The following is a 21,821-nucleotide window of genomic DNA, read 5'->3' on the forward strand; positions in this document are numbered from 1 at the left end:
CCCGCCGCGACGCAGGCACGGCGGGGGTTGACCCGAACGTCACCACTCCCAGGACAGGACGCGAAGGTCACATCCGAGAGGGGAATGCGGACGATCAGAGCACGGCGCTGTCCTCGACGTACCGGCGGAGATTCACCAGGTGCATCAGCCAGCCCGCCCGGTGCTGCTCGGCCAGGGCCGTGCCGTCGGGCAGCGCCTTCCAGCCCGTGTGCAGCAGGCGGACCATCGTGGACCCGCCGATCTCCGTGAGCTGGATCTCGACCCGGGTCGCCGCCGGCCAGTCCTCGTCCGCCCACGACAACACGAGGAGGTGATCGGGGACCAACTCGATCACCTTTCCGCTCGTGCGCGCCTCCCGCCCGTCCTCGGTGGTCCAGCGCTCCTCGAACCGCCCGCCGACCGTCGCGTCGAGGTCCAGGTAACCCCACCAGCCGGCGCGGATCTCCGCGTTGACGATCGCCTGCCACACGTCATGCGCCGGCGCGACGATCGCGATCGACTCGTCCACCAACGGCTCCGGTCGCTGCTCGCCCATGGGGGACATCCTGCCGATGGCCGGCCGGTCCGGCAGGCGTTCCAGGGGCCCGGTGGTCGTGCCCGTCAGGTGCGTGGAGGCGGACTGGACCGTCTCGCCGGCCGGCAGCCCGGCGTCCCGCAGGACGAGCTGGACGATCTCGTCGACCTCGCTGCTCTCGTCGATGATCGTCTCGTGCACGTCCGGGAGGACGTCCCTCCTGACGTACCACTGCCGCATCTCGTCCGGGCCGAACTGGACGCGCTGCGGCCGGGTCTCGTGCCGGCGGAGCGTCTCCTCCCAGGAGACGTCGAGGTAATAGCAGAGGGTCCTGCCGCGGTGGTCGCGGCACAACGCGTGCAGCATCTCGCCGTAGCGGCTCCCGGCGAGGATGCCTTCCAGGATCACGTGGTAGCCGGCGTCGAGGGCGTGCCGGCACATCACGTCCAGGAGGCCGATGTTCACGCCGCCCGGCTGGTCCAGCTCGCGCAGCATGTCGCGGCGGACCACGTCTTGGCTGATCAGAGCCATGCCCCGGCGGCCGTACGCCTCCCGCACGGCGCGTGCCACGGTGGACTTGCCCGAACCGGAGTTGCCGCGGATGACGATGAGAGTCGTGTCCTGGGATCCGGTATGCACTTGACGACGGTATCGAATGAGGGTGAGCGGCGTTGCGCGCTTACAGAATCCCGCTCGATTCGACGGACACCCACCGCGCGGGCCGGCGCCATCGGACGACCGTCCGGCCGTCGCCCGCGTCAGCCGGCGTCGTGCACGCGGTGGGCCACCTCGTCGGCCAGGCGGTCGAGCGAGCGGTCGAGCAGCTCGCGGACCTCGTCCGCGCGGGGTCCCGAGTCGGGTTCGTCGAGCAGGGAGATGTGCACCGTCACCTCGCTGGTGCCGCTCGCCGAGTCCGCCACCTGCAGCCAGCCGGCGTAGTCCGGATGATCGCGGCCGCCCCACTCCACCCGCAGCTGCTCCTGCGACGCGCGGAAGAGCCCTTCGTGCCTGCCCTCGCCCGGCACCAGGTCGCCGTCCGCCTCGACCGTGCCGGGACCGGCGTCGCTGACGTGCAGCCCCCGCGGCAGCCAGCGGTCCATGACCGCGACGTCGGACGCGACGCCGTACACGATCATGCTGTCGGCGGGCATCCCGCGCGTCGCCTCGAACTCAGCCACTTCCGTCCCCCCTGTCGTCGTCCGGCCCGGGCCAATGGTGGCGCCGTACCCGAGTGATCTGCTCGCAAACCGCGGCCGTCCTGTCGGGGTTCCCCGCTACGGTTTGCGGTGCCGGGAAAGCATGCGGGAGGGGAGCGGGGCGATGGCGGAGCTGCCGCGGGTGCCGCCGGAGATGTTCCGGTTCACCACGACGGAAAGGGCGGATCTGCATACCGCCGTGCTCTACGCCTTCGGGGAGGCCAACGAGCGGCTGGAGACGGCGCTCACCATCGACGAGGTGCGGGAGCGGCTGCGGAGCGTGGGGTGGTATGCGCCGGTGGCCGAGCCGGAGCTCGCGGCCACGCTCAAGCAGCTCGCCGGGTGGCGGCTGCTGGACGTGATCTTCAATCACGCGGGCAGCTTCGCCACGGCCGAGGAATACGAGCGGAAAAACCTGCAATATTCCCTGACCAAACGCGGGGAGGCGGCCTTCGCCGGGGTGCAGCACTCCATGGCGATGCTGGCCTCGGCGGGGGCGTTGCAGACCGCGGTGCTCGACGCCATCGCCGACCGGCTGGGAGAGCTGGAGCAGCTGCTGCGCGACCCCGATCCTGGCCGCAACCGGCGGATCTTCACGAGTCTGCAGGAGCTCGAGGCGCATCTGGACGGGTTGCGCAACAACACCAAGCAGTTCAACGGGGAGCTGCAGCGGCTGCTGCGCGTCGAGGGGACGGACCTCACGACGTTTCACGAGGTCAAGGCCGCCACGGTGGCTTACCTGCAGGAGTTCGTGACCAATCTGGAGCAGCGCGCGGACGTCATCGCCGCCGCGCTGAGCGGGGTCGCCCGGCACGGCGTGAGCGTGGTGCACGCGCGGGCGCTCGACGGGGCCGACCTGCCGAAGATGCCGGGGACCGATCACGCCACGCCGTGGCTGGCGGTCAGGGCGGCCCGCTGGGAAGGGCTGCGGCTGTGGTTCGCCCCCGAGGACGGGGGAGTGCCGCGGGTGCGGCACCTGCACGACGTGGCGCGGCGGGCCATCGTGTCGTTGCTGCAGGTGCTCGACCGGATCACCGATTCGCGCCGGCGCTCGTCCAGCGCCGCGGCCGACTTCCGGACCCTGGCCCGCTGGTTCGCCACCGCGGCCGGAGAGGACGACGCGCACCGGTTGTGGGACGCGGCGTTCGGGCTCGGGCCGGCCAGGCACGCGCATCTGGGTCACGCCGACGCCGAGCTCATCCCGGCCGGGGTGCCGTGGGCGGAGGCGGAGCCGGTGGAGGTGTCGGCGTTGCTGCGGTCGCGGGGGCGCACCGAGCGGATGGGCCGCACCGGGAGAGTCCGCGACGTGGTGGCGTTGCGGGCCGAGCGCCGGTCCAGGGCTGAGAAGGAGCGGGCCGAGCTGGAGGCCGCGTGGTCGGCGCTGGCCACGACAGGGGCGATGAGGCTGTCGCAGCTGGGCGAGCTCGATCATGAAACCTTCGGGCGGCTGCTCGACCTGCTGGGGCGGGCCCTGGCCGAACGGCCCGACTCGACCGGGTTCCGGCGGGCCGTGACCTCGGACGGGCGGGTGGAGATCGTGCTCCGGGCCCCCGAGGACGGGTCGGTGGCGGTGCTGCGCACCTCGGAAGGATGGTTCCGGGGACCCGACTTCCTCATCGACATCCGCTCGCTCGGGGTGGGCGCGCGGGATGGGGCGGTGAGCGCGTGAGCACTCTCGCCAACCAGCTCGTCAGGGCCGAGAAGGAAGAGATCGCACGGGCGATCAGGACGCTTCTCGGCCGGCCGCTGGTGTCCCTGCACGACGATCCGGTCGCGTTCGACCTGATCAGGAAGCGGCGGCAGCCGCTCACCCAGTGGTTCGACTACTTCTGCGGGTGGCGGCTGGTCGTGGAGCCGCGCCAGGGATACGCCCGCCTGGTCAAGGTCAGGTCCGAGGCGAATGCGACCCGGCCCGCCCGGCGGCGGCGCACGACGCGGGCGCCGTTCGACCGCCGCCGCTACACGCTGCTGTGCCTGTGCGCGGCCGAGCTGCTCTCCTCGCCGGTCACCACGATCGGGATGCTCGCCCAGCGGGTGATCCAGGCTGCCGGGGTCGAGCCGGAGGTGCCGGCGTTCGACCCCGTCAGGACCGAGGAACGCGCGGCGTTCGTGGACGCGCTCAAGCTGCTCGAACACTACGGCGCCGTCACCGCGATGGACGGGACGACCGACTCCTACCTGGGCGACGAGGATGCCAAGGTGCTCTACCGGGTCGACACCACGCGGGTGATCAGGCTGCTCGCCGCGCCGGTGCCCCCGTCCCGGGTCGAGGCGGCGGGAGGCGGCGCCGACCTGGCCGCGCTCACCGCGGAGACCCGCTACGGCGGCGACGAGCCGACCGAGACCCAGCGCAACCTGTGGGCCAGGCACTCGATCATCCGCCGCCTCCTGGACGATCCCGTCCTCTACCGCGACGAGCTGACCCCCGCCCAGTCCGCGTACGCGGCCTCGCTCACCGGCCGCCAGATCATCCGCCGCGCCGCCGAGGAGGCCGGTTTCGTGCTGGAGGAACGCGCGGAGGGTTTCCTGCTCGTCGACTCCGACGCCACCGCCACGGACGCCAGGTTCCCCGACGACTCCAGCCACGCCAAGGTCGCCGCCCTGCTCATGCTCGACCTGCTGGTCTCCTCCGGCCCCGTGACCGTGGCCCGGCTCGACGCCGAGGCCGCCGAGCTGCTGCGCCGCTTCCCCCAGTGGGCGAAGGCCTACCAGTCCGACGGCGGAGGGCCACGGCTGGCCGCCGACGCGCTGGAGGTGCTCATGTCGTTCGGGCTGGCCCGCCACACGGGCGACCAGGTCACCGCCCTGCCCGCCGCCGCACGTTACCGGGTCGATCGCGGCACGGACTTCATGGAGGACGCATGACCGTCACCGAGCTCACCTCCGACCGGGCCGGGCACGGGGGAGAGGGCCGCTGGACGCCCGTGCGCGCCGGGATACTCAACGTGTGGCGCTACTTCGACGAGGTGTTCGAATTCCACCGGGGCAGGCTGCTGCTGCGCGGGCCCAACGGCAGCGGCAAGTCGAAGGTGCTGGAGCTGCTGCTGCCGTACGTGCTCGACGCCAGCCTCAAGCCGAGCAGGCTGTCCACGTTCGGCGGCACCGAGCGGACCATGCACTGGAACCTCATGGGCGACGGCGCCACCGGCACCACCCGCGTGGGCTACGTGTGGCTGGAGTTCCGCCACTCCGACGGGCGCTGGTTCACGTGCGGCGCCCGTCTCCAGGCCACCATTCACACGAAAAACGTCACCGCCACCTATTTCACGACTGAAGCCCGCATCGACACCCCGGACGGCATCCGGATCAGCGGCGAAGGCGGCCAGCCCTTGACCAAGGCGCAGCTCGTCGAGGAGCTCGGCCCGTACGGCAAGGTCCACGAGTCCGCCGACGCCTACCGCACCGTCGTCCGCCATACGCTCTACCGGGGACTCAACGAGCAGCGCTACGACTCGCTGCTCACCGCACTGCGCCAGCTCCGCACCCCCAAACTGTCCGAACGCCTCGACCCTGGCCTGCTGTCCGACCTGCTGTCCAGCGCCCTGCCGCCGCTCGGCGAGGGCGAGATCCACGAGATCGCCGAGGGGTTCGAGCGGCTCGACCGGCAGCGCGAGGAGCTGCGCCTGCTCGATCGTGACATGGAGGAGGCCGACAGGCTCGCCGCCCGGCAGCGCGGATACGCCCAGCGGGTCCTGCGAGCCGCGGCGGCCGCCGTGACCTCGGCCGGCTACACCATGGAGGCGCTCGCCGCCGAGGCCAAGGCCAAGCGGGAGGCGTTGAAGGAGGCCGAGGACGAGCTCGTGGCCGCGACGGCGCGGCTGGGGGAGGAGGAGGCCCAGGAGCTGGCCCTGGCCGCGCAGATCGACGGGCTCAAGGAGAGCGAGGCGTACAAGGCGGGCAGTGAGCTGCACCGGCTCCGCACGGAGGCGCAGACCGCCCACGAGACGGCGGCCGGGCTCCGCGACCAGGCGGGGACGGCGGCCCGGTCCGCCACCGCCAGACAGGAGGCGGCGGCCCACGCCGAGGCGGCCGCCCGCACGTCCGCGGCGCTCGCCGACCGCGCCCGCGCCGAAGCCCGCCACGCAGCCGAACGCGCGGGACTGCTCGCGGTTCATGAGAAAAGCGAGCGCGCCGACCGGCTTGCCTCCCGCGACGAGGCCGAGGGTGCCGGTCGGTTCGGGTCCCGCGACGAGGCCGAGGGTGCCGGTCGGTTCGGGTCCCGAGACGAGCCTGAGCGCGCCAGTTGGCCTGCGTCCCTTCACGAGACCGGCGGGCGCGATGACGCCGCCGCACCGATGTCCGTCCCCGCAAGCCGCCACGCCGACGCCGGAGCCGGCCTGCGCGAGGGACGCCGCGACGGCGACGGCGAGCGGCAGGGCGGGCCCCAGGCGGTGGACAGCGTCTCCTTTGGCGGGCAGCGGAGTGGCGCCGCGCCTGAGAGGCGGCGCGACGGCGAGGAAGCCGTGCGCCGCGCGCGAGAGCTGCTGCGAGCCGCCGTGACCAGCCGCGCCGCCCAGATCAGGGAAGTCAGGTCCGCGGCCCTGACTCACGAGGAGGCGGTCAACCGCCGCACCTCCGCCGAGCACGACCGCGACCAGGCCAGGGACGACCTCGCGACCGCCCAGCAGGCCCACGACCAGGCCGAACGCCTGCGCGACGACCGCGCCCGCGACCTGGCCGCCGCCCTGGCCGAATGGGCGGGCGGCTGCACCCAGCTCCAGCTCGACCCGGACGAGCTGGCCGGTCTGGTGGACCGGCCCGAGCAGGCCGACGAGCTGGTCGCCACGGCCCGCACCACGGCCGCCGTCGGGCTGGCGGCGCGGGAGCAGGAGCTGACGACGTTCCGCAAGGGGCTCGTGGCCGAGCGCTCCGGGCTGGCCGGGGAACGCCAGAGCCTCGACGGGCAGGGTGTGCTGGAGCCACCCCCCTCGCACACCCGCACGCCCTCCGCCAGGGACGGGCGCCCGGGCGCGCCGCTGTGGCGGGCGGTGGCCTTCAGATCCGGCATCGACCTCGTCGCCCAGGCCGGGGTGGAGGCCGCGCTCGAGGCGGCGGGCCTGCTCGACCTGTGGCTGCTGCCCGACGGCGGGTTCGACGCGGGCGAGCACGACGCCTTCGCCGTGGCCGCGTTGTCGCGGCCCGCGCCCGCCTACAGCCTGGCCCACGTGCTGATTCCCGAGCCGGATTCCCCGGCCCCGGCCGACGCCGTGCTGTCCGGCATCGCGTTCGCGCCGACCGCGATGGGCGTCGACCATCCCGCCGTCATCGGCGCGGACGGCACCTGGCGGCTCGGCCCCGCGGCGGGCCGCTGGGTCAAACCCGAGCCCTCCTACATCGGCGCCACCGCCCGCGAACGCGCCAGGCGGCGCCGCATCGCCGAGCTGGACGAGCGGCTCAGCGAGCTCGCGGGCCTGATCGCCGACTGCGACCACCTGCTGGCGGTGCTCGCGGGCGACCGCGACACGCTGGCCGCCGAGCTGCGCCGCCGACCCGACAGGAGGCCGTACGCCGACGCGGTGCAGGCCCTCGACGGCGCCGTGAAGAAGGTGGCGCTGCTGGAGGACCGGCTGCGGACGCAGGAGGAGCGGCTGCGCGAGCGGGAGAAGGAAGCCGCCAGGTCGCTGCGGCACCTCACCGAGCTGGCGGCGGGACACGCCCTGCCGACCGCGCTGCCCGCGCTGGACAACCTGGAGGAGGCGCTGCGGACCGCCGAGACGGCCGGCGCCGTCTGGCACGACCGCCGCGGTGACGCCCGCGCCGCCCGCGAACGTGCCGAGGCCGCCGCCGAGACCGCCGGCGAATACCAGGACCTCGCGGTCAAGGCCGTCGAACGCGCCGAGGAGGCCGCGGCAGCCGCCGTCGTGCTGGCCGAACGGCTGGCCGCCATCGAGTCCACCGTCGGCGTCGAGCACCTGCACGTGCTCGAGCAACTCCACCAGACCCAGACCGCCTACCAGGCCTGCCGCCGCCTCATCAAATCCGTCAACGACGAGCTGTCCCGGCTCAACGCCCGGCTCGGCCGGCTCAAGGGCGAGCTGGGCACGGCGGAGGAGAAGCACGCCGAAGCGGGCCGGGCACGCGACGCGGTGTCGGGGCGATTCCGCCGCCTGGCGGCCGGGCACCTGCCCGCGGACGCGCGGGTGTCCATCGACCTCGCCCCGGACGCCGGGGTGCGGGCGGTGCTCGAGGCTGCCAGGGCCGTCGCCGAGCGGCTGGCGGCGGTGCCGTACGAGAACAAGAACGTCAGGGAGGCCGAGGCCCGGCTGCAGGACGCCTTCCACCACGCCAGGGAGATCCTCGCCAACCGGGCCGACCTGGAGCTGGCGCCGGACGACGACGTCCAGGTGCTGACCGCCACCGTGGGCGGCGTCCGCACGGGGGCGGCGGCGCTGAGCACGGCGCTGCGCAAGGAGCGTGACGAGCGGCGTTCGGACATCACGGAGGCGGAGCGGGACCTGTTCGACCGCACGCTGGCCGGTGACACACGGCGGCATCTCGCCGACCGGATCAGGCAGGCGACCGCGCTGGTCGACGGCATGAACCAGCGCCTCGAACGCGTCCGCACCGCCTCCCGCGTGGCGGTGCGGCTGGTGTGGCAGGTCGATCCGGCCCAGTCCGCCGGCACGCGGGCCGCCCGCGACCTGCTGCTCCGCGACCCCGCCGGGCTGAACGACGCCGACAAGGAGGCCCTGTACGTCTTCTTCAGGGACCGGGTGGAGGAGGCGCGGGCCGACGACTCCTCGGCGAGCTGGGAGGACCAGCTGATGAAGGTGCTGGACTACACGGCCTGGCACCGGTTCGTGGTCAAGCTCGATCGCGGGGACGGGCAGGGATGGCAGGATCTCACCAGGAAGCTGCATGGGGCGCTGTCGGGCGGGGAGAAGGCGATCGCTTTGCACCTGCCGCTGTTCGCCGCCGTGGCCGCGCACTATCAGACCGATCCCGGGTGCCCGCGGTTCATCCTGCTGGATGAGGTGTTCGTGGGGGTGGACAGGACGAATCGGGGGCAGGTGTTCGACCTGCTGGTGGACCTGGGGCTGGATCTCGTGCTCACGTCCGACCACGAGTGGTGCGAATACCGTGAGCTGGACGGGATCGCGATCCACCAGCTCATCACGGGGGACGGCGACGACGCGGTGACGACGGCCCGCTTCGTCTGGAACGGCTACCGAACGGTGGCGACCGAATGACCGCCGCCGGACGGTTGCCCGGCGATGTGCCTGCCGTGCCGGAGCGGTTGCGCGCCGCGGCGCTGCGGCCCGTCTGGACGGCGCTGCACGAGCGGCTTTCCTCCGGCCACCAGGTCAGCCGCGTGAAGGTGACCGGGCTGGACGCCGAGCAGCAGGCCGCGGTCGCCGACCTGCTCGGCCTCGACCGTTACCCGGGCCCGTCGGCCACCATCGACGTCGCCCGGTTGGAGGCCGCACTGGGCGGGCTCGACGTCCGCACCGTCGCCGAGGCGCTCATCGGTCCGCTCGACGACCGCAGGCGCCGGCGGGCGGAGCGGCGGGAGGAGCGCGAGGCCCTGCTGGACTGGTTCACCACCCACCCAGTGGTCACCGCCGAGCCCGCGCTGCTGGCGCTGTCCGCCGTCCGCGCCGGCCGCGACCTCCTCCAGCAGGCCCTCGCCGTGCTCGCCGCGCTGCCCGGCTCGGGACGGCCGCTCGCGGCGGTGGCGGCCGACGTCACCGGCGACCCGCACGCGCTCGACGAGGGCACGCGCCTGTCGTCGCTCGTGTTGAAAGCGCTGTCGATGCTCTATGACATCCCCGCGCCCGAAGGCGCCGAGGCGCGCCGGGCGCTGTGGGAACGCGCGGGCGTGGCCTGTGACGCCCTGTCCACGACGGTCCTGGTCGCCGGATTACGGCCCGCCGGCGACTCCGCACTGGCCCGCGTGCTGCGGATCTGGGACGGACAACCCAGCGTGATCACCCTCGCCCAGCTCCAGGACACCTTGGACCTGCGCGAACGCGACGTGTGGGTGGTGGAGAACCCTTCCGTGCTGGCGCTGGCCCAGCGCCGCTTCGGCACCGCCTGCCCACCCATGGTGTGCACGTCCGGCTGGCCGAACAGCGCCGTCATCCGCCTTCTGCGCTCGCTGCCGGGCACCCAGCTGCACTATCACGGCGACCTCGACGGGGAGGGGGTGCGCATCGCCGCCTACACCATGGCCAAGACGGGCGCCGAGCCGTGGCGCATGTCCACCGCCGACTACCTGCGTGGACTCACCGATCTTCGGTCCGGAGTCCCTCCCCCTGGCCGGGTGACGGACGCGCCCTGGGATCCTGAGCTTGCCCCAGCCATGCGATCACATGGCCTGGCAGTCCCGGAGGAACGGGTCGCGGAAGAGCTGCTCGACGACCTGACCTGACCGGAACGCGGCACCTTTCCAGCCGGCCCCCTGATGGGCTCGTGGAACGCCTCCACGAACGCCGCCGAGACGATCCTGGGTGTGCGCGCCGCCACCGAGCGCCGTGATCGCGGCTCACGCCCGGGACACGTGATCCGGAATCCGCGCGCGTTGGAACGCTTCCTGGCACGCGTCACGGCCGGTCAGGCCCCCGGGCCGGGCGTGACCTCGTCCGTGGGCAGGCCGGCCAGGGCGGCGGCGAGACGCGAGGCGAGCGTCGCGACTGCGGCGCGCAGTTCCGGCCCGCCCTCGACGCGGAAGGGGAACGGCACGGCCGGCAGCCACTCCTGCGCGTACATCGCCGGATTGCTCGTGCTGCCGACGAGCACGCACCCGTTCCCCGACCGTTCGAGCCGTCCCATGGGCGGCCGGATCCAGGGCGCCACCTCGGTGAGGGGAGCGTCGAATACGACGCGCGTGGCGAACTCCCATCCGGTGCCCAGGTTCTCCTCCAGCGCCGCCACCGGGTCGAGGCCGTCGGGCGGCTCGAACGCGTGCGTGCTCCGCTGAACCTGGCGGACGCGGTCCACCCGGTAGGTGCGGACGGCGTCCGCGCGGTGGGAGTAGCACAGCAGGTACCAGCGCCCGTGGCGGACGACGACCGCCCAGGGGTCCACTTCGGCCTCCCACTCGTTGCCGGACTCGCTGCGGTAGGCGACCACCACGCGCCGCCGGTCCGCGATGGCGGCCACCAGCGCGCTGGTGGTGGCGGGATCCGGACGGGCCGAGAACCGGTCCGGCGCCGCCGACGCATACTCGCGCAGCGCCGCCGCCTGCCGGCCGACGCTCTCGGGCAGGGCCCGGATGACCTTGCCCAGGGCAGCGCCGACGAGGTCGCCGACGTCGGCGGCCGTCGGCTGGCCGTCCAGCACCGCCATGACGAGGCCAAGCGCCTCGGGCTCGGTGAAGGCGACCGGAGGCAGCCGCGTCCCGCGCCCGAGCCGGTAGCCGCCATAGGGGCCGCGGGCCGACTCGACGGGGATGCCCGCCTCGCGCAGGATCCCGACGTACCGGCGCGCGGCCCGCTCCGTGACACCCAGACAGGCGGCGAGCTCGCCGGCGGTCACGCCGGGGCGGGCCTGGAGGATCTCCATGGCGCGCAGCGCCCGTGCGGTGGGGCTGAGATCGGTCGGCACACGAGCACCTTAGGAGGTGACGGAATGAACAGGAAGTAGAACGTCCGGAATTGGTCCTAGCCTGACGTCCTGACCGAGTTCCGCGGGCCAGATCTCGCCGGAACGTACCGAAGAAAGAGAACTGATCATGGATATCCTGCTCATCGCCGGGCTGTGGCTCGACGGGTCCGCGTGGGACCACGTCGTGCTCGGACTCGAGGCGGCCGGCCACCGTCCCGTGCCGATCACCCTGCCCGGGCAGGGTCAGGGATCCGCCTCGGCCACTCTCGACGACCAGGTAGCAGCCGTGCTCGCCGCCGTGGACTCGGCGTCAGGAAAGCCCATGGTGGTGGGGCATTCCGCCGCCTGCACCCTGGCCTGGCTGGCCGCCGACGTGCGCCCTGGGCGGATCGCCAAGGTCGCGCTCATCGGCGGCTTCCCGGCCGCCGACGGGCAGCCCTACGCCGACTTCTTCGAGCCGGAGGACGGCCTCATGCCCTTCCCCGGCTGGGGTCCCTTCGAAGGGCCGGACTCCGCCGACCTCAGCGAGGAGGCCAGGCGGGATTTCGCGTCCGCGGCGATCCCTGTCCCCGCGGGCGTGACACAGGGCATCGTGCGCCTGACGGACGAGCGACGGTTCGACGTCCCCGTCCTCGTCGTGTGCCCCGAGTTCACCTCCACCCAGGCTCAGGAGTGGATAGCCGCCGGGGACGTGCCCGAGCTGGCCAAGGCCAAGCACCTTGACCTCGTGGACATCGACTCGGGCCACTGGCCAATGATCACCCAGCCGGCCGAGCTCGCCCGGCTCCTGGCCGTGGCGGCCCTAGAGGCCTGACACAGCTGCCATAGACCTGGCCACGCGCCGGGAGTCACGGTTGTGAAAACCGGGGTGTCGAGGCCGGCTCGATGCCCCAGCACCCGGCGGTGACTGGCAAGACATTCCCGGTGCGGATCATGTGCAGGCTCACTCCTTCGCGCCATCGGGAAGCCGCTTCGGGCGCCGCCGCACCCGCCCCGATGCCGACGGGTTCGCCGGCCGGCCGCGGGTGACATGCCCGAGCAGGGCGCGGTGCGGCCGGTTCGGGCGGCAGCCCGGAGACGTTGAGCGCCGCAGGTTCCTGGATGACGTGCCCGAACACCTTCTCAGAGGGCGGAGAGCTGCTCAGCCCACGGCGGGTTGGCGCCTGGAACCGAGCACGTCAGCGCCGACACCCGCACCCCGAACTCTGCCGCCTCGACCGCTGCACCCAGGGTGAGATCGTTGAGACGGCCACCGAGCAGCCCCTTGGAGTCGAGGCTGTGCAGCAGGCCGGCCGTGAAGGAGTCACCTGCGCCGACCGTGTCCGCGACCTGGACCTTGGGAGCCGGGACGGTCGCGCGCTCGCCGTCCAGGGACACCACTGCGCCGGCCGCGCCCTTGGTGATGACGATGAGCCGGGCGCCGGCCGCGTGCCAGTCGTCGCAGGCGCGTGCCAGAGGCACGCCCGGTACCAGGAACTCCAGGTCGTCGTCGCTGAGCTTGAGGATGTCGGCCCACTCGCACCACCGGGTCACCTGGTAGTCGTCCAGGGAGGCGAGGGTAGGGCGGACGTTCGGATCGAGGGAGATCGTGGCGTGCTCGGCGGTGAGCCGCGCGAATTCCTCGATCGCCGCCCGCCCGGGCTCCCTCGCCAGGGCGAGCGAGCCGGTGTGCAGGCACGTGGCCGCGCCGAGCATGGAGGGGTCCAGTTCGTACGGCGTCCACTGCCAGTCGGCGGTGCCCTCTGCGTAGAAGGTGTATTCGGCCTGCCCTCCTGTGTCCAGCGCGGCGACGGCGAGCGTGCTGGGCTCCTCGGCGTCCACGGATGCCGACAGGTCGACGCCCGAGGAGGCGAGGTGCGCGCGGAACAGCCTGCCGAAGACGTCGCCCGAGATCCGGCCGAGGAACCGCGTGGGGGTGCCGAGGCGGGCCAGCGCCACGGCGGTGTTCGCGGGCCCGCCGCCGGGCAGCACCCGCAGCGCCAGCTCACCCGGAGCCGCGTCTCCGGGACGCCGTTCGGTGAAGCTGTCGGCGACGCATTCGCCCAGGACAGCGATCATCGGGCCTGCCTTTCCAGCACGTTGCCGATTTGTTACGGCATGGGGGCATTGACGTTTCTCGGCTCGGAGTCCATCATCACAGCACGGCGGATGTCAACGTTGACATATGTCATCGTTGACATTGAATCCCCCCAGATAGGAAACCGTTCATGAACGCACGACTTTCGGCCGGTCTGCTCATCACAGCCCTCCTCGTCACCGGTTGCGGAGGCGGAGGCGGCACCCAGACCGCCACCACCACCCCCAAGGTCGGCCTGATCACCAAGACCGAGACCAACCCGTTCTTCGTCAAGATGAAGGAGGGCGCGCAGAAGTCCGCCCAGGCCAACGGCCTGGAGCTGATGAGCGCCGCGGGCAAGTTCGACGGTGACAATGCCTCTCAGATCACGGCGATCGAGAACATGGTCGCCGCCGGCGTGAAGGGCATCCTCATCACGCCGAGCGACACCAAGGCCATCGTCCCGGCGATCAAGAAGGCCCGCGACGCCGGCGTCCTGGTGATCGCCCTCGACACGCCCACCGATCCGCAGGACGCCACGGACGCGCTGTTCGCCACCGACAACTTCAAGGCCGGCGAGCTGATCGGCCAGTACGCCAAGGCGGCCATGGCCGGAAAGCCCGCCAAGATCGCCACGCTGGACCTGGCGCCCGGCGTCACGGTCGGCCAGCTCAGGCACGACGGCTTCCTCAAGGGGTTCGGCGTCCCGGCGGGCGACCCGTCCGTCGTCTGCTCCCAGGACACTCAGGGCGACCAGTCCAAGGGCCAGACCGCGATGGAGAACTGCCTGCAGAAGGCTCCTGACATCAACCTCGTCTACACCATCAACGAGCCCGCCGCGATGGGCGCGTACACCGCGTTGAAGGCCAAGGGTCGCGAGAAGGACGTGCTGATCGTCTCTGTGGACGGCGGCTGCACCGGCGTCAAGGCCGTGCAGTCGGGCCAGATCGCCGCCACCAGCCAGCAGTACCCGCTCAAGATGGCCGAGGACGGCGTCAAGGCGGTGGCCGACTTCGCCAAGACCGGCAAGAAGGCCTCCGGCTACACCGACACCGGCGTCACCCTGATCACCGACAAGTCCGTCACCGGCGTCGAGGCCAAGGACACGGCTTTCGGCCTGGCCAACTGCTGGGGCTGACATGGCCGTCATGGAAGCGACGCTGCCGCGCCGCCTGATCACGACTCCGGTCGCGGGCCCCACGATCGCGCTCGTGCTGGCCAGCCTGTTCTTCGCGCTGAACAGCCCCCAGTTCCTCACCGGCTCCAACTTCTCGCTGATCATCCAGCAGGTCATGGTGGTCGGCACGCTCGCCATCGGGCAGACCCTGATCATCCTCACTGCGGGCATCGACCTGGCCTGCGGCGCGATCATGGCGTTCGGCGGGATCGTGATGACCAAGCTGGCCGTCGACAGCGGCCTGCCGCCGCTGCTCGCGGTGGCCGCCGGGCTCGCCGTGTGCGCCGGGTTCGGGCTGGTCAACGGGCTGCTGGTGATGAAGATCTCGCTGCCGCCGTTCATCGTGACGCTCGGCATGCTGAACGTGGTCTTCGCGCTCACCCACATCTACTCCAACGAGCAGACGATCACGGATCTGCCGCCGCTGCTGACGTTCCTGGGGCAGACGTTCCAGATCGGGCAGACGAACGTCACGTACGGGTCGCTGCTGACGATCCTGCTGTTCCTGCTGTTCGCGTACCTGCTGGGATCCACGGCGTGGGGCCGGCACGTGTACGCGCTCGGCAACAGCCCCGAGGTGGCCCGTCTGACCGGCATCAGGACGCGGCGGCTGACCGTGGGCGTCTACACCCTCGCCGGTCTCGTGTACGGAATCGCGGCGCTGCTGCTCGTCTCCCGTACCGGCGTGGGCGATCCGCAGGCCGGCCAGACCGACAACCTCGACAGCATCACCGCGGTCGTGCTCGGCGGGACGAGCCTGTTCGGCGGGCGCGGCCTGGTGATCGGCACGCTCGTGGGCGCCCTCATCGTGGGGGTGTTCCGCAACGGCCTGCAGTTGATGGGCGTACCGTCGATTTACCAGACGCTCATCACCGGCGTCCTGGTGATCCTCGCCGTCGCCGTCGACCAGCTCTCCCGCAGGAGGAACCGATGACCACCCCGGTGCTCCAGGCCCGCAACCTGGTCAAGAGGTACGGCCACGTGACCGCGCTCGACGGCGCCGACTTCGACCTGATGCCCGGCGAGGTGCTCGCGGTCATCGGCGACAACGGCGCCGGCAAGACCAGCCTGATCAAGGCCCTGACCGGCGCGCTGGAGCCCGACTCCGGCGAGATCATTCTCGACGGCAAGCCGGTGCGCTTCCGATCCCCGATCGACGCCCGCCGGCACGGGATCGAGACCGTCTACCAGGACCTCGCGGTGGCGGCCTCGCTCGACATCGCCACGAACATGTTCCTCGGCCGCGAAGTGCGCAAGCCCGGCATCCTCGGCAGCGTCTTCCGCATGCTCGACAAGAAGCACATGCGCGAGGAGTCGGCCAAGCACATGGCCAGCCTCAAGATCGGGCTGCGTTCGCTCACGCAGCCGGTCGAGTCGCTGTCCGGCGGGCAGCGGCAGGGCGTGGCCGTGGCCAGGGCCGTGGCGTGGGCCACCCACGTCGTCGTCATGGACGAGCCCACCGCGGCGCTCGGCGTCAAGGAGTCGGGCCAGGTCCTCGACATGATCAGGCGCGTCCGCGACGGCGGCACGCCGGTCGTGCTGATCAGCCACAACATGCCGCACGTGTTCGAGATCGCCGACCGCATCCACGTCCAACGCCTCGGCCGCAGGGTCGCCCAGATCAAGCCGGGCGACCACAGCATGGCCGAGGTGGTGGCCATCATGACCGGGGCGCTCCAGGTGTCGGAGGGCAAGGCCGTGGTGGCGGACAAGGGCGCGGCTGAGGCGATCGGTCTGTCCTGACGGATGATCGGCGGCCATTAGCATGGCTCAAATGCGGCGTCCGACGATGACAGATGTGGCCCGCGAGGTCGGGGTCACGGCGAAGACGGTCTCGCGGGTGCTCAACGACGACGGCCCGGTCGCGATCGAGACCCGCGAACGTGTCATGGAGGCCGTCAGGAAACTGGGCTACCAGCCCAACCTGATGGCCCGCAACATGCGCGTCGGCGCACGGGACGCCGCGATCGGCCTGGTCATCCCCGAGATGGGCAACCCGTTCTTCGGCATGGTCGCGGGCGGCATCGAGAGCGTCGTACGCGCCCGCGGCCTCACCCTCATCGTCGGCTCCTCCAGCGAGACGGCCGACCTGGAGCAGTCGCTGATCGCGACGTTCCTGGCCCGCCGTGTGAGCGCTCTCATGGTCGTGCCCTCGGCCACCAGCGACCACCGCCATCTCCGCACCGAACGTGTCGCCGGCCTGCCCATCGTCTTCCTCGACCGCCCCGCCGTCGGCCTGACCGCGGACTGTGTGGTCAGCGCCAACCGGGAGGGCGCCAGGGCCGGGGTCGCCCACCTGATCGCCCACGGCCACCGCCGGATCGGCTTCATCGGCGACCTGCCCGCCACCCTCTACACCCGCCGCGAACGTTTCCAGGGCTACCGGGACGCCCTCGACCACGCGGGCCTGCCCTTCGACCGCGCCTTAGTGGAGACCGGCCACGACCAGGAGGCTGCCCAGGCCGCCGCGCTGCGCCTGCTGTCCCTCCCGGTCCCGCCGACCGCCCTGTTCGCCGGCAACAACCTGGCGTCGATGGGAGCGGTGCTGGCACTGTCCCGATCGGGCCGGAAGGACGTGGCCCTGGTCGGCTTCGACGACCTGCCCCTGGCCGAATGCCTGGACCCGCCCCTGACGGTGGTGGCCCAGGACCCGGTGGGGATGGGGGTGGCGGCGGCGGAGCTGATGCTGTCCAGGCTGGACGGCGACAAGTCCAAGGCCCGCCGCGCGCTGGTGCCCACCCGCCTCCTCATCCGCGGCTCCGGCGAAGTCCCGGCATCCCGGTAAGTCGCCCCTCGCTGCCGGTCAGCGGAAGATCCGTGGACAGCGCTGCCTGATGCCGCGCGGCCGCAGTGCTGGGCGCGATCCTTCATGATCTTCGCCCTCCCCGAGTGCGGAGTCCGGGCCGCGCGTCGGGCGGCGTAGCGGAGGCAGGAATCGCCGCCGCTTCGCCGCCCTGAAGAGGCGTAGGGCCTAGGGGTTCCACCTGATGTTGGGGTTGATCCCGCCGGTCCAGTTGAAGGTGGCCATGTTGTCCCACTGGTTGCCGGTGCCGTTCATGTTGGCCGGGTCCCACCCGTTGCCGGAGATGGCGTACCAGGTCGGCTCCCAGTAGAAGACCCCGATCGCCCCGGCGTTGCGGGCGGTGTTCTGGACGGCGGTGAAGTTGCTCGCCTGCCCCTGCCACGTCGCCGGGTAGCCCGAGCACGGTGCCGAGCCGTTCACCACGTTCGCCTCGCCGTCGGCGTTCGCCGCGGTGAACGGGTAGGCGGTCTCGGCCACGATGACCGGCTTGCCGTAGCGGGTCCTCACGTCGTTGAGGACGGTGGACAGGGTGGACAGCGAGCCGTGCCACATGCAGTAGTACGACAGAGCGGTGATGTCCCAGGGCACGCCCTTGGCGCGGATCCCGTCGTAGAACCAGCGCGCGTTGGCCAGGCTGTTGGCGTTCGCGGTGTGGATGATCACCTGGGTGCCGCTGTTGCAGGCCTTGGTCGCGTTGTAGCCGGCCTTCAGCAGCAGGCTCAGGTTCGTGAAGTCGTTGTTGACGACCCTGCCGTCGTTCCAGAGCATCCCGGTGTTGATCTCGTTGCCGATCTGCACGCTGTCCGGGGTGGTGCCCTGCGCCTTCAGGCTGGTGCAGATGTCGTAGGTGTAGTTGTAGACGTCCGTCTGGAGCTGGCTGATGCCGTGGCTCGCCCAGGCCGCGGGCTTGTACTGCTTGCCGGGGTCGGCCCAGGTGTCCGAATAGTGGAAGTCGATCATCAGGCCGAGGCCCCTGGCCTTGACCGCTCTGGCGTACGCCAGGACCTTGGCCTTGTTGTTGTAGCCGCTGGCCGGGTTGTTCCAGATGCGCAGGCGGACGTAGTTGACACCGACGCCGGTGAGGATGTCCAGCGGGTCGGCGGCCGTGCCGGCGGCGTTGTAGTACCTGGCGCCGAGGTCCAGGCTGCGCTGGACCGAAGAGATGTCGGCGCCGCGCATGGTCAGCGTGGCGGCCGAGGCGGGCGTGGGGTTCACCGGTACGAACGCGATGAGCATCGCCAGGGTCAGCAGAAGCGTGACCCTGATCCTCCGTAAGCGGTTCAGGGGGTAGACGGCCATCCCGATCTCCTTGATCAAGAAATGGTGGGGGTGATCTTGATCCGCTCTTTGTGTGAACGCTCACGGACGGGTGTGACGAAGACATGCCTGAAGAATGCGCCTTTGAGGGCGAAGTCGACCTTTCATCGGACTGTGAACGTTCACAGACTGTCTGGGCATGAGGATAAAGAAGAAACCGGCATGGGGGAAGAGAGAGTTTTCGACCTTGTTTCGCGGAGGTGGCTGCCGGGTTTCCGCGCGCAGGCGAACCCGGGACGCGCCGGTCCATGTCAGACTGCGGGTATGACCCACGCCCATGACGAAGACCCGGCGTGTGAGGTGGCCCACAGCGAGGCTCCCGTGGAGCAGGCGGAGCGGACCCTGGTCGCCGTCTTCGCCTCCCCGGTGGCCGAACACCTGCTGCGGTTCGGCGCCGAGCTCGGCTTCCGCACGATCCTTCTCGAGCCCGACCCTGGGCGGCGTCTCGGTGGGTTCACGGCGGTGACCGAGATCGGCGACTACGTCGACGCCACGGCCGATGTCGTGCTCACCGATCATCACCGTGAGGAGATCGGCCCCGTTCTTCGCGACCTGCTCAAGTCGCCGGCCCGGTGGATCGGCATCATGGGCAGTCCCCGCCACACCGGTCCGCACGTGCAGGCACTGACCGACCTCGGCGTGCCACCGGAGGAGATCGCCCGGGTGCACCGGCCCATCGGGCTGAACATCGGCTCGCGTACCCCTCCCGAGATCGCGCTCGCCACCCTGGCCGGCCTGATCGCCGACCGCAACGGCCGCCCCGGCGGCTTCACGTTCTAGTCGTACCGACCACGAGCGCCGCCGCCCGCGGCGAAATTCGGATGTGCCCGGCGAGCTGGATCTCTATGGTGGGGCGTCATGACACTTGCTCATGACGTGGCCGGGAGCGGCACGACGGTGATCCTGCTGCACTCCACCGTCTGTGACCGGCGGATGTGGGACCCGCAGGTGCCGGCTCTGGTCGACGCCGGCTATCGCGTGGTGCGCTGCGACCTGCGCGGCTTCGGCGAGACTCCCATGCCGGACCGGCCCTATGACAATGCCCAGGACGTCACCGATCTGATGGATCTGCTGGGGGTCCAGCAGGCTGCGCTGGTCGCGGCATCCGGTGGTGGCCAGGTCGCATTGGAGATCGCGGCCCGGTGGCCACAGCGGGTGACCGCGCTGGTGCTGCTCGCCGCCGCGTGGGCAGGGCACGAGCCCAGTGCCGACTTGAGGGCGTTCGGCGAACGCGAAGACGCGCTGATCGAAGCCGGTGACATCGCCGGAGCCACCGAACTCAATGTGCACACCTGGCTGGGGCCGCACGCGGACGAGGCGACCCGGGAGAAGACACGCCAGATGCAGCGCCATGCGTTCGACGTTCAACTGGCCGCTGTCGAAGAGGTCGAGCCGATCAACGGAGAGGCCGATCTCGCTGCCATCACAGCCCCCAGCCTGCTGATCTCGGGCCGCCACGACCTGGCGGACTTCCGGTGGATCGCCGCTCAGCTGTCGGATCAGCTCGCCGACGCCCGTCATCTCGAACTTGCCTGGGCAGGCCACCTCCCTAGTCTGGAGCGCCCCGACGCGTTGAACCCGGTGCTGATCGACTTCCTGCATGAGGCACACACCGCCCGTTGAGCCGTTCTGACCCACCCCTGCCCATCGAGCGGCGCCGCGGTGAACCATCCGGGGGAGGCCGCACGTGGTACGGGCATGATTCTTCGGTTGCTCGGGTTGTTCGCGTTGGTCGCCGCCGTGGTCGTGGTCACGTCCACCGCGGCGCACGCCTGTGATTGTGCGGACCTGACGCCGGCCGCGGCGAAGGAGCACGCGGAGGTGGTGTTCACCGGCACCGTCGTGGAGGTGCGGCGGGACGGAACCCAAGGGCTGGGCCCGCCCACGCCCGCCGTGTACACCTTCCGGGCCGACAACGTCTACAAAGGCGCGCCCGCCGCCGGCTTCACGGTCTCCAGCAACGTCGACACCGCCTCGTGCGGGTATCCGTTCCAGCAAGGCACGCGCTACCTCGTCTTCGCCCGCTCCGACACCTCGGAGCTGATCGAGAAGGTGCCAGGCGTCACGCTGGCCTCTTCGTTGTGCGCGGGGAACGTACCGATCGATCAGGGTACGGGGCCGCTGCGGCCCGGTGATGAGCGGACGCCCGGTCACGAGAGCCTGGCGGGACCGGTCGACGCCGAGATGGTTACCGCCCTGGGTGCTCCGGTGAGGGTCGCCGAGAGCGCATCCAGCGGTGCACGGACCGGGACTTCTGCGGCCGCGCGAGGCCTCGGCTGGGGGTGGATCGCCGCGGGCTCGGCCGTCGTCGTGCTCGCCCTGGCCGTCGGCTTCGCTCTCGTCAGGCGCCGGCGTGCCGGGGGTGGCTGACGGGCGCACCTGGTGCGCGGCCGTCACGCATGTGGGAGCAGGGGTCCGTACTCGTTGGGCAGATGGGCCGTCACGTCGAAGAACTCCTCGCGGGGAATCGACTCGCGCAACGTGGTGAAGACGGCGCGCGTGTGGTCGCGGGCCGCCTCCGGCGAGACGTCAGCGCGCTCGGCCACCCGGCGGATGAACTCCTCCACCGGCATGCGGACCGCCCTGCCCCGGCCCGCGGTCACGCCGCGCTTCAGCGGCGCGTGCAGTTGCATGGGGAGCCGGATGATCAGGTCCTCGACCTCGCCAGGGGTGATGCGTTCGGCGAGCGTCTCCAGCACCGCCTCGGTGGCGCGGTGCGCGCCGGCGCGGTCGAGGCCGGCGCGTCCGGCCACCGAGTCCAGGAATCGCCCGGCGGGCACGATCTCGACGTGCCGTCGCCGGGCCTCGGCGATCAGAGGGTCGAAGTCGTGGGGGAGGTCGGCCGCCATGTAGGCGATCTCGTCGGGACTCACGGTCTGCCCGAGCGCCCAGAAGACGGCACGAGCGTGCCGGTCGGCCGTCGCGAGGTCCACGCCTTCGCGCTCGGCCACGCGGCGGAGGAACTCGTCCACGCCGAAGGGCTCGGGCTCGCCCTCTGAAGAGAGCAGCCGCATCATTTCCGGCGGCACCTCGCCCATCAAATCGGCGCTTTGTCCCTTCGAGAGCCGTTCGGAAAGGGTGCGGAGCGTGGCTTCCACGGCCCGGTCGGCGACCTCCGCGCCCTGGCCGATCCGCTGGTCCACGATCTTGATGAACTGCTCGTAATCCATGTCCGCTCCCCGTAGTGACCCGTTTCCCGTGGTCAGCTACCC

18 protein-coding genes are annotated in these 21,821 nt (G+C 71.4%); 12 read left to right on the forward strand and 6 right to left on the reverse strand.

Going from position 1 to position 21,821, the window contains the following annotated elements:
- Window positions 1–94: 94 nt before the first annotated feature.
- Window positions 95–1,153, reverse strand: a complete 1,059-nt coding sequence (locus EDD27_RS13560; RefSeq protein WP_127932758.1) for an SRPBCC domain-containing protein — start codon at window positions 1,151–1,153, stop codon at window positions 95–97.
- A gap of 119 nt (window positions 1,154–1,272) precedes the next feature.
- Complete coding sequence (locus tag EDD27_RS13565) at window positions 1,273–1,692, reverse strand: SRPBCC family protein (RefSeq protein ID WP_127932759.1); 420 nt, start codon at window positions 1,690–1,692, stop codon at window positions 1,273–1,275.
- Window positions 1,693–1,834: 142 nt separating this feature from the next.
- Here EDD27_RS13565 and EDD27_RS13570 point away from each other — a divergent pair, with 142 nt between their 5' ends.
- From EDD27_RS13570 to EDD27_RS13585, 4 genes are read left to right on the forward strand one after another with little or no spacing between them, the layout of a single operon-like run.
- Window positions 1,835–3,379, forward strand: coding sequence for a TIGR02677 family protein (locus tag EDD27_RS13570; protein WP_206641385.1), 1,545 nt, complete (start codon window positions 1,835–1,837; stop codon window positions 3,377–3,379).
- Window positions 3,376–4,575 (forward strand): TIGR02678 family protein, encoded by a 1,200-nt coding sequence (locus EDD27_RS13575; RefSeq protein WP_127932760.1) that lies wholly within the window; start codon window positions 3,376–3,378, stop codon window positions 4,573–4,575. Before EDD27_RS13570 ends, EDD27_RS13575 begins: the two co-directional genes overlap by 4 nt.
- On the forward strand, window positions 4,572–8,900 hold the full coding sequence (locus EDD27_RS13580) for a TIGR02680 family protein (protein ID WP_127932761.1): 4,329 nt from the start codon (window positions 4,572–4,574) through the stop codon (window positions 8,898–8,900). The genes EDD27_RS13575 and EDD27_RS13580 overlap by 4 nt, the downstream gene beginning before the upstream one ends.
- Window positions 8,897–10,081 carry a TIGR02679 family protein gene (locus EDD27_RS13585; protein ID WP_127932762.1) on the forward strand — a complete coding sequence of 395 codons (1,185 nt, stop codon included), beginning with the start codon at window positions 8,897–8,899 and terminating at the stop codon, window positions 10,079–10,081. The genes EDD27_RS13580 and EDD27_RS13585 overlap by 4 nt, the downstream gene beginning before the upstream one ends.
- Before the next feature lie 182 nt (window positions 10,082–10,263).
- Here EDD27_RS13585 and EDD27_RS13590 read toward each other — a convergent pair whose 3' ends face one another.
- Window positions 10,264–11,256: a helix-turn-helix transcriptional regulator gene (locus EDD27_RS13590; RefSeq protein WP_127932763.1), complete on the reverse strand. Its 993-nt coding sequence runs from the start codon at window positions 11,254–11,256 to the stop codon at window positions 10,264–10,266.
- 127 nt (window positions 11,257–11,383) lie between these two features.
- Here EDD27_RS13590 and EDD27_RS13595 point away from each other — a divergent pair, with 127 nt between their 5' ends.
- Entirely contained in the window at window positions 11,384–12,070 is a 687-nt protein-coding gene (locus EDD27_RS13595; RefSeq protein ID WP_127932764.1) for an alpha/beta fold hydrolase, read from the forward strand.
- A 308-nt stretch (window positions 12,071–12,378) separates the two neighbouring features.
- Here EDD27_RS13595 and EDD27_RS13600 read toward each other — a convergent pair whose 3' ends face one another.
- Window positions 12,379–13,314, reverse strand: a complete 936-nt coding sequence (locus EDD27_RS13600; protein WP_127932765.1) for a carbohydrate kinase family protein — start codon at window positions 13,312–13,314, stop codon at window positions 12,379–12,381.
- A gap of 149 nt (window positions 13,315–13,463) precedes the next feature.
- Here EDD27_RS13600 and EDD27_RS13605 point away from each other — a divergent pair, with 149 nt between their 5' ends.
- From EDD27_RS13605 to EDD27_RS13620, 4 genes are read left to right on the forward strand one after another with little or no spacing between them, the layout of a single operon-like run.
- Window positions 13,464–14,450, forward strand: coding sequence for a sugar ABC transporter substrate-binding protein (locus tag EDD27_RS13605; protein WP_127932766.1), 987 nt, complete (start codon window positions 13,464–13,466; stop codon window positions 14,448–14,450).
- 10 nt (window positions 14,451–14,460) lie between these two features.
- Entirely contained in the window at window positions 14,461–15,423 is a 963-nt protein-coding gene (locus EDD27_RS13610; RefSeq protein ID WP_206641386.1) for an ABC transporter permease, read from the forward strand.
- On the forward strand, window positions 15,420–16,232 hold the full coding sequence (locus tag EDD27_RS13615) for an ATP-binding cassette domain-containing protein (RefSeq protein WP_127932768.1): 813 nt from the start codon (window positions 15,420–15,422) through the stop codon (window positions 16,230–16,232). Before EDD27_RS13610 ends, EDD27_RS13615 begins: the two co-directional genes overlap by 4 nt.
- Window positions 16,233–16,263: 31 nt before the next feature.
- Window positions 16,264–17,274: a LacI family DNA-binding transcriptional regulator gene (locus EDD27_RS13620; RefSeq protein WP_206641387.1), complete on the forward strand. Its 1,011-nt coding sequence runs from the start codon at window positions 16,264–16,266 to the stop codon at window positions 17,272–17,274.
- Window positions 17,275–17,460: 186 nt separating this feature from the next.
- On the opposite strand, the gene EDD27_RS13625 is transcribed toward EDD27_RS13620, so the two are convergent.
- A complete protein-coding gene (locus EDD27_RS13625) occupies window positions 17,461–18,591 on the reverse strand; it encodes a glycoside hydrolase family 53 protein (RefSeq protein ID WP_206641388.1) in 1,131 nt (376 codons plus the stop codon).
- A gap of 282 nt (window positions 18,592–18,873) precedes the next feature.
- On the opposite strand from EDD27_RS13625, the gene EDD27_RS13630 reads away from it, so the two are divergent.
- The 3 genes from EDD27_RS13630 (at window position 18,874) to EDD27_RS13640 (ending at window position 20,979) form a co-directional block, all read left to right on the forward strand.
- A complete protein-coding gene (locus tag EDD27_RS13630; RefSeq protein ID WP_127932770.1) occupies window positions 18,874–19,389 on the forward strand; it encodes an XdhC family protein in 516 nt (171 codons plus the stop codon).
- 78 nt (window positions 19,390–19,467) lie between these two features.
- On the forward strand, window positions 19,468–20,232 hold the full coding sequence (locus EDD27_RS13635; RefSeq protein ID WP_127932771.1) for an alpha/beta fold hydrolase: 765 nt from the start codon (window positions 19,468–19,470) through the stop codon (window positions 20,230–20,232).
- 75 nt (window positions 20,233–20,307) lie between these two features.
- Window positions 20,308–20,979 carry a hypothetical protein gene (locus EDD27_RS13640; RefSeq protein WP_127932772.1) on the forward strand — a complete coding sequence of 224 codons (672 nt, stop codon included), beginning with the start codon at window positions 20,308–20,310 and terminating at the stop codon, window positions 20,977–20,979.
- Between the two features lie 23 nt (window positions 20,980–21,002).
- Here EDD27_RS13640 and EDD27_RS54150 read toward each other — a convergent pair whose 3' ends face one another.
- On the reverse strand, window positions 21,003–21,779 hold the full coding sequence (locus EDD27_RS54150) for a DUF2267 domain-containing protein (RefSeq protein ID WP_164903606.1): 777 nt from the start codon (window positions 21,777–21,779) through the stop codon (window positions 21,003–21,005).
- Window positions 21,780–21,821: the final 42 nt, after the last annotated feature.

The organism is Nonomuraea polychroma (assembly GCF_004011505.1).
Taxonomy (GTDB): Bacteria; Actinomycetota; Actinomycetes; order Streptosporangiales; family Streptosporangiaceae; genus Nonomuraea; species Nonomuraea polychroma.

Coding starts and splice junctions, on each gene's coding strand:
- EDD27_RS13610 (WP_206641386.1), top strand. CDS start 14,461: ATGGAAGCGACGCTGCCGCGCCGCCTGATCACGACTCCGGTCGCGGGC.
- EDD27_RS13640 (WP_127932772.1), top strand. CDS start 20,308: ATGATTCTTCGGTTGCTCGGGTTGTTCGCGTTGGTCGCCGCCGTGGTC.
- EDD27_RS13580 (WP_127932761.1), top strand. CDS start 4,572: ATGACCGTCACCGAGCTCACCTCCGACCGGGCCGGGCACGGGGGAGAG.
- EDD27_RS13615 (WP_127932768.1), top strand. CDS start 15,420: ATGACCACCCCGGTGCTCCAGGCCCGCAACCTGGTCAAGAGGTACGGC.
- EDD27_RS13570 (WP_206641385.1), top strand. CDS start 1,835: ATGGCGGAGCTGCCGCGGGTGCCGCCGGAGATGTTCCGGTTCACCACG.
- EDD27_RS13600 (WP_127932765.1), bottom strand. CDS start 13,314: ATGATCGCTGTCCTGGGCGAATGCGTCGCCGACAGCTTCACCGAACGG.
- EDD27_RS13630 (WP_127932770.1), top strand. CDS start 18,874: ATGACCCACGCCCATGACGAAGACCCGGCGTGTGAGGTGGCCCACAGC.
- EDD27_RS13625 (WP_206641388.1), bottom strand. CDS start 18,591: ATGGCCGTCTACCCCCTGAACCGCTTACGGAGGATCAGGGTCACGCTT.
- EDD27_RS13620 (WP_206641387.1), top strand. CDS start 16,264: ATGCGGCGTCCGACGATGACAGATGTGGCCCGCGAGGTCGGGGTCACG.
- EDD27_RS13635 (WP_127932771.1), top strand. CDS start 19,468: ATGACACTTGCTCATGACGTGGCCGGGAGCGGCACGACGGTGATCCTG.
- EDD27_RS13595 (WP_127932764.1), top strand. CDS start 11,384: ATGGATATCCTGCTCATCGCCGGGCTGTGGCTCGACGGGTCCGCGTGG.
- EDD27_RS13605 (WP_127932766.1), top strand. CDS start 13,464: ATGAACGCACGACTTTCGGCCGGTCTGCTCATCACAGCCCTCCTCGTC.
- EDD27_RS54150 (WP_164903606.1), bottom strand. CDS start 21,779: ATGGATTACGAGCAGTTCATCAAGATCGTGGACCAGCGGATCGGCCAG.
- EDD27_RS13585 (WP_127932762.1), top strand. CDS start 8,897: ATGACCGCCGCCGGACGGTTGCCCGGCGATGTGCCTGCCGTGCCGGAG.